The sequence below is a fragment of the Streptomyces sp. NPDC001157 genome (assembly GCF_053598255.1).
Window position 1 is genome coordinate 1 of sequence record NZ_JBSFJW010000077.1, and the last position, 11,309, is coordinate 11,309.

An 11,309-nucleotide genomic window follows, 5' to 3' on the forward strand; every position below is an offset into this window, starting at 1 on the left:
ATTTGGCTCAGCCATCTCAGCCCGTCCGGCGTTTGAGGACGAGGCCGTTCAGGCCGAAAGCGGGGGTCTGGGGGCGGCAGCCCCCAGGGTCGGGACGGGTAGGGGCGGCGGGGGCGAAAACCGGTTGCCCGGGGCCGTCACCCCCGCCGACCATGACCCTTCGTGACCCCCTCCCGCCTACGCGCACTCCTCCCCGACCTCACCCCCTGGCGGGACTCCCGCGACTTCCGCCGACTGTGGGTGTCGGGAACGATCTCGAACTTCGGGAGCTTCCTGACGTTCGTCGCGCTGCCGGTGCAGTTGAAGGAACTCACCGGATCGGCGGCCGCGGTCGGCGCGATCGGAGCCGTGGAGCTCCTGCCGCTGCTCGTGTTCGGGCTGTACGGAGGCGCCCTCGCCGACGCGATGGACAAACGCAAGCTGATCCTCTGGACGGAGGCCGGTCAGGGCCTGCTCAGCGCAGCCCTGCTCGCCAACGCCCTGCTCCCGCACCCCACCGTCTGGCCGCTGTACGCCGTCGCCGCCCTCTCCTCCGCCCTCGTCTCCGTACAGCGCCCGGCCATCGACTCCCTCTGGCCCCGCATCGTGGCCCACGAGCACATGCCCGCCGCCTCCGCCCTGAACTCCCTGCGCTGGACGGTCGGCGGCGTCGCCGGCCCGGCCCTGGCGGGCGTGGTCGTGGCGTACGCGGGCCTCGGCTGGGCGTACGGCGCGGACCTCGCGACCTTCGTCGTCTCCGTGCTCCTCATCGTCCGCATCGCCGCCTCGCCCGCCGCCCACGAGGCCGCGAAGCCGTCGCTGAGGGCCATCGCGGAAGGCGCCCGCTACGCCTGGAGCCGCAAGGAGCTCCTCGGCACCTACGCCGTCGACCTCGCCGCGATGTTCCTGGCCATGCCGCTCGCGGTGCTGCCCTTCCTCGCCGACGAGTTGGACGCGAACTGGGCACTGGGGCTGATGTATGCGACGGAGGCGTCCGGGTCGATGCTGGTGGGCCTGACCGGCGGCTGGACCTCACGGGTGCACCGGCACGGGCGGATGGTGGCCCTGTCGGCCGCGCTGTGGGGCCTGGCGATCGCGGCCGCCGGCGTCGTCGGCAACGTATGGCTCGTCCTGCTGTTCCTGACCGTGGCCGGCGGCTGCGACATGGTCAGCGGGATCTTCCGCGGGGCCATGTGGAACCAGACGATCCCGGACGAGCTGCGCGGCCGTCTCGCCGGGATCGAGCTGCTGTCGTACTCGGTCGGGCCGACCGTCGGCCAGGTCCGCTCCGGCGGCTTCGCCGCGTGGTGGGGCGTGCGGGCGTCCGTCTGGTCGGGCGGCCTGCTCTGCGCGGGGGCCGTAGGTCTCCTCGCCCTGTGCCTGCCGAAGCTGATGACGTACGACGTGCGCACGAACGAGCACGCGCTGCGGCTGCGCGATCAGCGGACGGCAGCAGCCGCACCGGCACGGACGACGGCGCAGGCCTGATCAGTCGTCGTCAGGGGTTCCGGCAGGGGCGTCGTGCCACTTGGGGTCGTTCTCCCACTCGAGGTTGCGCTCGCGCGCCGTCTGCATCGCGTGCTCGGCCTCCTGACGGGAGGCGTACGGCCCGAAACGGTCCTTGGCGGGGCACTCCGGCCCCTCTTCGACCTTCTTGTGCTCCAGGCAGTAGTACCACTCGCCCGGCTTGCCGACCGTCCGCTTCTTGAACAGGGCCATCACCGGCTCCTTTCGCCAGGAACATGTTCCCCCATGCCCGCTGGTTAGACTCACTGGCATGTCTGGCCAGTCGCTGCTCGTCCCAGGGGAGCTGTCCCCCACCCGTTCCGTACCCGGAAACATCCGCCGTCCCGAGTACGTCGGCAAGCCCGCCCCGACGCCGTACACCGGGCCGGAGGTGCAGACGCCCGAGACGATCGAGGCTATGCGGGTCGCCGGCCGGATCGCCGCGCAGGCGATGGAGGAAGCGGCGAAGCTCATCTCGCCGGGGGTCACCACCGACGAACTGGACAAGGTGGCGCACGACTACATGTGCGACCACGGCGCCTACCCGTCGACGCTCGGCTACCGCGGCTTCCCCAAGTCCCTGTGCACCTCGGTCAACGAGGTGATCTGCCACGGCATTCCGGACTCGACGGTGCTGCGCGACGGCGACATCGTCAACCTCGACGTGACGGCGTACATCGGCGGTGTGCACGGCGACAACAACGCGACCTACCTGGTCGGCGACGTGGACGAGGAGTCGCGACTGCTGGTGGAGCGGACCCGCGAGTCGTTGAACCGCGCGATCAAGGCGGTCAAGCCGGGCCGCCAGATCAACATCATCGGCCGGGTCATCGAGTCCTACGCCAAGCGGTTCGGGTACGGCGTTGTCCGCGACTTCACGGGCCACGGCATCAACTCGTCCTTCCACTCCGGCCTGATCATCCCGCACTACGACAGCCCGCATGCGACGACTGTCATGCAGCCCGGGATGACGTTCACGATCGAGCCGATGCTGACGCTCGGGACGCACGAGTACGACATGTGGGACGACGGCTGGACGGTCGTCACGAAGGACCGCAAGCGGACGGCCCAGTTCGAGCACACGCTGGTGGTGACGGAGTCGGGGGCAGAGATCCTCACCCTGCCGTAGGGATCCCGTATCCCGTATCGATCTTCGAAGGCCCGCCCTCCTGCCGGGGCGGGTCTTTTCTCGTACACTTTTACCGACAGCCTGTCGGCAACCTTGAAAGACGGCGCCCATGGACTCCTTCTCGACCGTCATCCGCACCGCGTCCCACGAGCAGCACATGGAGGCGGAGACCTCGACGTTCATGAGCGACCTGCTGGGCGGGCGGCTGGGCGTGGAGGCGTACGCGCGCTACACCGAGCAACTGTGGTTCGTCTACGAGGCCCTGGAGGCCGAAGCCGACCGCCTGGCCTCCGACGCGGTGGCCGGCCCCTTCATCCGCCCGGAACTCTTCCGGCTGACGGCACTGGAGCGGGACCTGGCCCACCTGCGCGGCCCCGGCTGGCGGGCGGCACTGTCCGCACTGCCGGCGACACGGGCGTACGCGGCGCGGGTACGGGAGTGCGCCGAGCAGTGGCCCGGCGGCTACATCGCCCACCACTACACCCGCTACCTGGGAGACCTCTCCGGCGGACAGATCATCCGGGACAAGGCGGAGAGGACGTGGGGGTTCGCACGGAAGGGCGACGGGGTGCGGTTCTACGTGTTCGAGGGGATCGGCAACCCGGCTGCGTTCAAGAGGGGTTACCGGGAACTGCTGGACGGGATCCGGGCGGACGACCTGGAGAAGCAGCGGATCGTCGCGGAGTGCAAGCGGGCGTTCGCCTTGAACACAGGGGTGTTCCGGGCGCTGGGCGAAGAGTTCCCACTGAGCGCATAGGGATCAGTCCCTAGCGTTCCGGCTGGCGCTCCAGATACACACGCCCCCCGATCTCGACCCACCCATACGGCTGCGGAGCCGTAAGGATCTGCGACCCCGCCCCCTGGGTGATGTTGAGCGCCCGGCCGAGCCGGTCGGTGAGAAGCAGCGCCGCCGCGCCCGTGGCCTCGTCCTCGTCGATGCCGTCGTCGCGGCCGGGGAAGCCGCGGGCGCGGACACGGCCGGCGGGCTCGTCCTCCCAGGCCCAGGCGTAGATCCACTCCCCCTTCGGCGGGACGGGCAGGCTCTCGACCTCGGCGGCCGTGGCGTACTGGCGCAACGTGCGCGGCGGGGCCCACTCCGCGCGCGCCTCGATCCAGCTGAACTCCCCGTCCTGGCGCGCCCCGACCAGCCCTGCCGGGGTGACCAACTCGTCCACGTCGAGGAGCCAGGCGGCGCCGACGCAGGGGTGGCCGGCGAAGGGCAGGCGCAGGGTCGGGGTGTAGATGTCGATGACTCCGCGCTCGGGGTCGTCGACGAAAACGGTCTCGCTGAACCCGAGTTTGGCGGCGAACGCCTGTCGCTCCGCCCGGTCGGGCATGACGGATCCCTCGCGGACGACACCGAGTTCGTTGCCGTAGCCGCCGTTCGGGGCGCAGAAGACGCGGAGCACGTCGTAGTCGGTCACGGGGAAATTGAAACACTGAGCGTGTCAAGAGGAGGCGCTCGCGGTCGCGTTGCACGGTCCGGGGCTCGGCTCCGTCTGTGCGCACCGGATCGCGATTCCGTGCGCCGATCGTGTCGCGGCTGCCGGTCGGCCGGCCGAGGGCTTCGCTGAGCAGGCACCCAAGCAGTTTCCTTGACGCTCCCTTGACCATCCCTTGGGGTGTGTTTTGAGCCATCGTGATCGCGCCGTGCTCATACAGCGTCCATGAGAGCTGAATCACCGCATGGGCGGGTACTACGCAGGCAAGCCTTAGATAAGTTAGGCGAGCCTCACCATCCCTGCGTGAGCCTCGACACGCGATTTTTCGCCAGCCTCAGGAGCCTGCATGCGAGCCGCCAGACTCTCCGTCGTCACCGCCGTCGCCACCGCGGCGGCGCTGACCGCCGTCACCGGGTGCACGGAGAAGAGCAAGGGCGACGGTGACGCCGCGATCCAGGTGACCGCCGCCGACTCCAAGTGCGACACCTCCGCCAAGTCGGTGCCCGCCGGACAGGTCACCCTGAAGATCGAGAACAAGGGCTCCAAGGCGACCGAGGTCGAGATCCTCTTCCCGGACGACCGGATCGTCTCCGAGAAGGAGAACATCGGGTCCGGTACGAAGTACACGCTGACCGCCGAGGTGAAGGCGGGCGAGTACGAGATCGCCTGCCGACCCGGTATGAAGGGCCACGGCGTCCGGCAGAAGCTGACCGTGACCGGTTCCGGCGCCGCCGCCAAGCGCAACCCCAAGCTGGACAAGGCCGTTGCCGACTACCGCGAGTGGGCGCAGGAGCAGGCCGACGCGACGCTCCCGAAGGTGGAGGTCTTCGCCAAGGCCATCAAGGCCGGCGACCTGAAGGCCGCCCAGGACGCCTACGCCCCCTCCCGGGTCGGCTGGGAGCGCACGGAGCCGATCGCCGAGTCCTTCGGTGACATCGACCCGAAGACCGACACCCGCGCCGACGGCCTGGAGAAGGGCCAGAAGTGGACGGGCTGGCACGCGCTGGAGAAGGCGCTGTGGCAGGACAAGAAGATCGGCGCCGAGCAGAAGACGCTCGCCGACCAGCTGGTCACCGATCTGAAGGACTGGCAGGAGCGGGTCGGCAAGGCCGAGATCACCCCGACCTCCATGGCCAACGGCGCCAAGGAACTGCTCGACGAGGTCGCCACCGGCAAGGTCACCGGCGAGGAGGACCGCTACTCGCACACCGACCTGAGCGACTTCAAGGCCAACGTCGAGGGCGCCCAGCAGGCGTACGAGCTGCTCAAGCCGGTCGCGCAGACCAACGACAAGGCGCTGACCACCGAGCTCGACAAGCAGTTCGCCGCGCTGAACAGCACGCTCGACAAGTACCGCACGGACAAGACCTCGGACGGCTTCGTGTCGTACGACAAGGTCACCGAGGACCAGCGCAAGGAGCTCTCGGACGCGGTGAACGCGCTCGCGGAGCCGCTGTCCAAGCTCGCCGCCGCCGTCGTCAAGTAGGGGACGGACAACACCATGACGGACATCCAGGAAGCCGCCACGAACGAGGCGGGCACCCCCCAGGCCCCCTCCCGGCGTTCGCTGATCGGCTGGGGCGGTGCGGGCCTCGCGCTCGGTGCCGCCGCGGCCGGCGGTGCGGTCGCGATGACCCGCGTCGGCAACGACGTGGACCCGGCCGGCGCCGACATGGGCGCCGCGGTCGCCTTCCACGGCGCCAACCAGGCCGGCGTCGCCACGCCCGTGCAGGACAGGCTGCACTTCGCCGCGTTCGACGTACAGACGGACGACCGCGCCGAGTTCGTGCAGATGCTGAAGGACTGGACGGCGGCCGCGCGCCGGATGACCAGCGGGAAGGCGGTCGGGGAGGGCGCGTACGGCGGTCTCGCCGAGGCCCCGCCGGACGACACCGGTGAGGCGCTGGGACTCAAGCCCTCGCGGCTGACGCTGACGATCGGCTTCGGGCCTTCGCTGTTCGACAAGTTCGGGCTGAAGGACCACCGGCCGGAGGCGCTGGTGGACCTGCCGCAGTTCCCCGGCGAGAACCTCGACAGGAACCGCACCGGCGGCGACCTGTGCATCCAGGCCTGCGCGGACGACCCGCAGGTCGCCGTGCACGCGATCCGCAACCTGGCCCGCATCGGCTTCGGCAAGGTCAACATCCGCTGGTCGCAGCTCGGCTTCGGCAAGACCTCGTCGACGACCCCGGACGCGCAGACCCCGCGCAACCTGATGGGCTTCAAGGACGGCACCCGCAACATCGCGGGCACGGAGACGGACCGTCTGAAGAAGTTCGTGTGGGTCGGCGAGAAGGACGGTCCCGACTGGATGACCGGCGGGTCGTATCTCGTCGCGCGGCGCATCCGGATGCACATCGAGACCTGGGACCGCACCTCGCTGCAGGAGCAGGAGGACGTCTTCGGCCGCGACAAGGGCGAGGGCGCCCCGGTCGGCAAGGCCAAGGAGCACGACAAGCCGTTCCTGAAGGCCATGAAGCCCGACGCGCACGTCCGGCTCGCGCACCCCGACTCCAACAACGGGATCACGATCCTGCGCCGCGGCTACTCCTTCACCGACGGCACCGACGGCCTCGGCCGCCTGGACGCGGGCCTGTTCTTCCTCGCCTACCAGCGGGACGTGCGCAAGGGGTTCATCCCGCTGCAGCGCAGGCTGTCGGCGACCGACGCCCTCAACGAGTACATCCAGCACGTGGGTTCGGCGGTGTTCGCCGTTCCGCCCGGGGTCCGCGACAAGGACGACTGGTGGGGCAGCACGCTGTTCTCCAAGGAGGCGTGAGTCGTGTTCTCCAACTATCTGATCGGTCTGCGCGAGGGGCTCGAAGCCAGCCTGGTCGTCTGCATCCTGATCGCCTACCTGGTCAAGACGGGCCGCCGGGACGCCATCCGGCCCATCTGGATCGGCATCTCCATCGCCGTGCTCATCGCGATGGGCTTCGGCTGCGTCCTCGAATTCGGCTCCCAGGAGCTGACGTTCGAGGCGCAGGAGGCCCTCGGCGGCTCGCTCTCCGTCGTCGCCGTCTCCCTGGTGACCTGGATGGTCTTCTGGATGCGGCGCACCGCCCGGCATCTGAGGTCGGAGCTGCACGGCAAGCTGGACGCGGCCCTCGCCATGGGCACGGGCGCCCTGGTCGCCACCGCGTTCCTCGCCGTCGGCCGGGAGGGCCTGGAGACCGCCCTGTTCGTGTGGGCCTCGGTCCACGCGGCCAGCGACGGCACCCCGCGCCCCCTGATCGGCGTCGCGCTGGGCCTGGCCACCGCGGTCCTCCTGGGCTGGCTCTTCTACCGCGGCGCCCTGAAGATCAACCTCGCGAAGTTCTTCACCTGGACCGGCGGCATGCTGGTCGTGGTGGCCGCGGGCGTCCTGGCGTACGGCTTCCACGACCTCCAGGAGGCCGACTGGATCCCCGGCCTGACACACCTCGCGTTCGACATCAGCGACACCATCCCGCCGGACAGCTGGTACGGCACCCTCCTCAAGGGCGTCTTCAACTTCCAGCCGGACCCGACCGTCCTTCAGGTCACGGTGTGGCTGCTGTACCTGATCCCGACACTCGCGCTGTTCTTCGCCCCGGTAGGGTTCGCCTCCGGGAAGGGGAAGGTGAAGACACCTGATGAGCAGGGATCGCGGCCCTCGAAGGCTCCGCAGGCTTGAGCGAAGCGCACTGATTGCGGCCTCGGTGACCGCTTTGTCGTTGACGGCGAGCGGTTGTGTGGTGGTGCACGGGGAGCGCGAGGTGCTCCCCTCCTCCACCCGCGCCGAGGCGGCCAAGGCGCTCGAACAGTTCACGTCCGCGTACAACAAGGCGGACAAGGCGTACGACAGTTCGCTCGACGCCGACCATGTCACCGGCGCCCTGGGCGACATCGACGCGGCCCGCCTCAAGGCCGGTCACACGCTCAGCCCGTCCGGCAATCCGGCACACACGCCGCTGCAGCTGACCGACGTGACGTACACGATCCCCAAGAAGGCGGGCTGGCCCCGCTGGTTCGTCGCGGAGGCACAGGGCAACAAGGGCGGCGACCTGCACTGGCTGCTGGTGTTCCACCGCGACGGCCTGGGTCGGCCGTGGCAGGTGGCGTATCTGACTCTGATCCGCCCGGGCACGCTGCCGAAGGTGAAGAAGGACGCGGACGGCTGGGCCGAGGCCGTACCGGCGAACTCCACCGAATTCGCCGTCCCGCCCGCGGACTTGAGCAAGGACTACGCGGCGTATCTGAAGAACGGCGGGAAGGTCTTCGCCTCGGGTGTGCACACCGACCAGTGGCGCGCGAAGCGCAAGAAGGACGAAAAGAAGCCGGGTCTCGTCACGCAGTTCATCGACGAGCCGCTGATCAGCGGCGACTACGCCCCGCTGGCGCTGCGCACGGCGGACGGCGGTGCGCTGGTCTTCTTCACCAACCGCCGCTACGAGAAGCAGACCGCCGCGGAGGGCACCTCGATCCCCGCACAGAACGCGAGCGTGAAGGCACTGACGACCGGCGAGATCAAGCAGTCGCTGACGCTGGAGTACATGTCCAACGGGGTGGCTCTGGACCCGCAGCAGGGCGCCGACGGCGGGCAGGTGTCGGTGTTGTCCCGGCTGGAGGGACTGACGTCCGCGCAGGGGTCCTAGACCTGCCTGGATGCTAGTGGCGGAGGGGCCAGGCCGCGTTCGCGTGGTCGGGCTCCTCGCCCGCGTACCGGGTACCCGCGTCCGTGAGAATCTCCAGCAGGCTCAGCGGATCCGGCAGCGGGTGCTCAGGGCCCCGCACCCAGTGCACGCCCTGGTCGCCGGGCAGGCGGGCGGGTGGTACGAGGACGTAGGAGCCGCGGCAGTGCCAGCGCAGTCCGGGGTGCTCGTCCATCGTCTCGGGGTGGCAGTCCAGCTCGCATGGCCACCACTCGTCCTCGTCCTCGGGGGTGCCGCGGGTGAGGGTGAAGAACAGCAGCCGGCCGTCGTCGCTCTCGGCAACAGGGCCTACTTCGATCCCTGACGCGAGCAGCCGCTCCAGGGCCTCCCGGCCCGCCTCCAGGGGCAGGTCGAGAACGTCGTGCACCATGCCGGTCGCGGTGATGAAGTTGGCCTGCGGCTGGTGCCGGGCCCAGCGCTCGATCTGCGCACGGTCCGTCGTGGACTGCGTCTGCCAGGCGAACGACACCGGGTGCCGGGCCGGCGTGGGACAGCCCACGCGGTCGCAGGAACAGCGGTAGCCGGGGGCGGGATACGCGGCGGGGGCGAGCGGCAGACCCGCTGAGGCGGCGGCGAGCAGCAGGGCCTCACGGCCGCCGTCGTCGGCGCCGGTCTCCTTCGGGCGGCGGCCACGCAGCCACTGGGAGAGTTTGCCCTGCCGGCCGGATTGGCCGCCCAACTCCGCGCTCATCTATCACCCTCGCCTCGCTGTCGTGCGCAACAGCATGCCCTATGGTCCCACCGCCCCGTGCTCCGGGGTACCAGAAGGGACATCCGGGGTACGTGGGGCAAGACCGTGCAGTGCGTACTCGACGAGGGTGTCGGTGTAGTCGTACGAGATCGGGCCCGTGTGCTGCAGCCAGCGCTGGGCGATCGGTGAGACGAAGAGCTCCAGGGCAATGCGCGGGTCGACATCGGCCCGGACCTGACCGGCTTCCTGTGCGGAACGCAGCCGGTCGACGTACAGCTGGAGCGAAGGTTCGAGGAGTTTGGCCACGGACTCCCGGCCGAGCTGCTCGTTGACCAGTCCCTCGGCGGCCAACGCCCGGGAGGGCACCTCGAACCGGGGGTCCTTCAGCTGGTCGACGGTGACCCGCAGCACGGCCTTGAGGTCGGCGGCGAGGTCCCCGGTGTCCGGGATGACGTACGGCTCCTGGCCGGCCTCCCGCGCCGCCTGCGCGCTGAGGTCGAGGAACGCCTCCAGCAGGACGTCCGCCTTCGACCCCCACCACCGGTAGATCGTCTGCTTGCCGACGCCGGCCCGGGCGGCGATGCCCTCGATGGTCGTCCTCGGGTAGCCGACCTCGCCGACCAGCGCGAGGGCGGCGTCGTAGATCGCGCGACGGGACCTCTCGCTGCGGCGGGTGGCGTCGGGGGCGGGCTTCTTGACCATGGACCGACGGTACCGGCTCGCGGTGCTACGACTCCTGGGTGTACGGCGGCCAGGGGTCGCCCCAGTCCGCGTCCCGCGCGGCCTTGTAGAGGTCGCCGTGGCGTTTGGTGACCGTGGTGCGGCCGAGGGACGGTTCGGTCTCGCACAGGTCCAGGAGCACCTGGCCCTTGCGGATCTGGGGCTTGCGTACGACGCGGTTGGGCGCCGGGGCGACCGGGAAGCGGGCGGCGGCGACGTAGCTGAACTTCTCGTCCTCGTACGGCAGGGAGCCGCCCTTGACCTGGCGGTGCAGGGAGGAACGGCTGACCCGGGCCGCGAAGTGGCACCAGTCCTCGCCGGGGACGATCGGGCAGCCGGCGCTGTGCGGGCAGGGCGCGGCGACGTGGAACCCGGCGGCGATCAGACGGTCGCGGGCCTCGATGACGCGGGTGTACCCGGCGGGGGTGCCGGCCTCGACGATCACTACCGCCCGGGCGGCGGCCGCGGCGGCGTCGACGAGGGCGGCGCGGTCGGGTTCGGAGAGCTCGTTGAGGACGTAGGACACGGTGAGGAGGTCTGTGTCGTCGAGGGTGAGGGCGGCGCCGATGCGGGCGCGCCGCCAACTGGCCTGTTCCAGGGCCGGGTTGGCTGCGGCGATTTCCTCACCGAGGGCGAGGGCCGGTTCCGCCCAGTCGAGGACGGTGACCGGGCGGGTGCCGTCCCAGGTGGCGGTGACGGCCCAGGTTGCGGCACCGGTGCCGCCGCCGACGTCGGTGTGGCTGGTGGGTGTGAAGTCCGGCACGGCGTCGGCGAACGCCTCCAGCGCGGCGTGCACCGCCTCGAAGGTGGCCGGCATCCGGTATGCGGCGTAGGCGGCTACGTCGGCGCGGTCGCGGAGGATGGGGGCGTCGGTCGGGGTGGCCCCGCGATAGTTGGCGATGAGGCGGTCGACGGCCTGGGCGGCCTGCTTGGGCGGGAGCCCGTCGAGGAGGCTGCCAAGACGGCGACGCAGGACTTCGGCCGGGGCTACGGGGTCGTTCACCCACCGATTCTATTTCGCCCCCGCCGCCCCTACCCGTCCCGTACCGGGGGCCGGCCCCCGGACCCCCGCTCCTCAAACGCCGGAGGGGCTGGTCTTTCAGCCCGTCCGGCGTTTGAGGACGAGGCCGTTCAGGCCGAAAGCGGGGGTCTGGGGGCGCAGCCCCCAG

12 protein-coding genes are annotated in these 11,309 nt (G+C 70.3%); 7 read left to right on the forward strand and 5 right to left on the reverse strand.

Translation table 11 applies throughout. The annotated features are described in order from the left end of the window. Positions 1–162 precede the first annotated feature (162 nt). Entirely contained in the window at positions 163–1,467 is a 1,305-nt protein-coding gene (locus tag ACWDAG_RS47420; protein ID WP_450701813.1) for an MFS transporter, read from the forward strand. Here ACWDAG_RS47420 and ACWDAG_RS47425 read toward each other — a convergent pair whose 3' ends face one another. Further along, positions 1,468–1,698, reverse strand: a complete 231-nt coding sequence (locus ACWDAG_RS47425) for a hypothetical protein (protein WP_115908505.1) — start codon at positions 1,696–1,698, stop codon at positions 1,468–1,470. 58 nt (positions 1,699–1,756) lie between these two features. Between ACWDAG_RS47425 and map the strand changes: the two genes are divergently transcribed. Both map and ACWDAG_RS47435 read left to right on the forward strand, forming a co-directional pair. Beyond that, on the forward strand, positions 1,757–2,614 hold the full coding sequence (map, locus tag ACWDAG_RS47430) for a type I methionyl aminopeptidase (RefSeq protein ID WP_450701814.1): 858 nt from the start codon (positions 1,757–1,759) through the stop codon (positions 2,612–2,614). 109 nt (positions 2,615–2,723) lie between these two features. Continuing rightward, the gene (locus tag ACWDAG_RS47435) at positions 2,724–3,371 is read left to right on the forward strand and encodes a biliverdin-producing heme oxygenase (RefSeq protein ID WP_450701815.1); all 648 of its coding nucleotides are present in this window, start codon (positions 2,724–2,726) and stop codon (positions 3,369–3,371) included. A gap of 10 nt (positions 3,372–3,381) precedes the next feature. Here the strand turns inward: ACWDAG_RS47435 and ACWDAG_RS47440 are convergent, their stop codons facing one another. Next, on the reverse strand, positions 3,382–4,038 hold the full coding sequence (locus ACWDAG_RS47440; protein WP_450701816.1) for a PhzF family phenazine biosynthesis protein: 657 nt from the start codon (positions 4,036–4,038) through the stop codon (positions 3,382–3,384). A 364-nt stretch (positions 4,039–4,402) separates the two neighbouring features. Between ACWDAG_RS47440 and efeO the strand changes: the two genes are divergently transcribed. Genes efeO through ACWDAG_RS47460 form a run of 4 tightly spaced genes read left to right on the forward strand, consistent with a single transcriptional unit; the run spans position 4,403 to position 8,672 of the window. Then, positions 4,403–5,542, forward strand: a complete 1,140-nt coding sequence (gene efeO, locus ACWDAG_RS47445) for an iron uptake system protein EfeO (protein WP_450701817.1) — start codon at positions 4,403–4,405, stop codon at positions 5,540–5,542. A 15-nt stretch (positions 5,543–5,557) separates the two neighbouring features. Beyond that, entirely contained in the window at positions 5,558–6,835 is a 1,278-nt protein-coding gene (gene efeB, locus ACWDAG_RS47450; protein WP_450701818.1) for an iron uptake transporter deferrochelatase/peroxidase subunit, read from the forward strand. A gap of 3 nt (positions 6,836–6,838) precedes the next feature. Further along, positions 6,839–7,711 (forward strand): iron uptake transporter permease EfeU, encoded by an 873-nt coding sequence (gene efeU / locus ACWDAG_RS47455; RefSeq protein WP_450701819.1) that lies wholly within the window; start codon positions 6,839–6,841, stop codon positions 7,709–7,711. Then, on the forward strand, positions 7,671–8,672 hold the full coding sequence (locus tag ACWDAG_RS47460; protein ID WP_450701820.1) for a hypothetical protein: 1,002 nt from the start codon (positions 7,671–7,673) through the stop codon (positions 8,670–8,672). The genes efeU and ACWDAG_RS47460 overlap by 41 nt, the downstream gene beginning before the upstream one ends. A 13-nt stretch (positions 8,673–8,685) precedes the next feature. On the opposite strand, the gene ACWDAG_RS47465 is transcribed toward ACWDAG_RS47460, so the two are convergent. From ACWDAG_RS47465 to ACWDAG_RS47475, 3 genes are read right to left on the reverse strand one after another with little or no spacing between them, the layout of a single operon-like run. Beyond that, entirely contained in the window at positions 8,686–9,420 is a 735-nt protein-coding gene (locus ACWDAG_RS47465) for a bifunctional DNA primase/polymerase (protein WP_450701821.1), read from the reverse strand. A 39-nt stretch (positions 9,421–9,459) separates the two neighbouring features. After that, positions 9,460–10,122: a TetR/AcrR family transcriptional regulator gene (locus ACWDAG_RS47470; RefSeq protein ID WP_450701822.1), complete on the reverse strand. Its 663-nt coding sequence runs from the start codon at positions 10,120–10,122 to the stop codon at positions 9,460–9,462. 25 nt (positions 10,123–10,147) lie between these two features. Further along, entirely contained in the window at positions 10,148–11,143 is a 996-nt protein-coding gene (locus ACWDAG_RS47475; protein WP_450701823.1) for a small ribosomal subunit Rsm22 family protein, read from the reverse strand. Between the last annotated feature and the right edge of the window lie 166 nt (positions 11,144–11,309).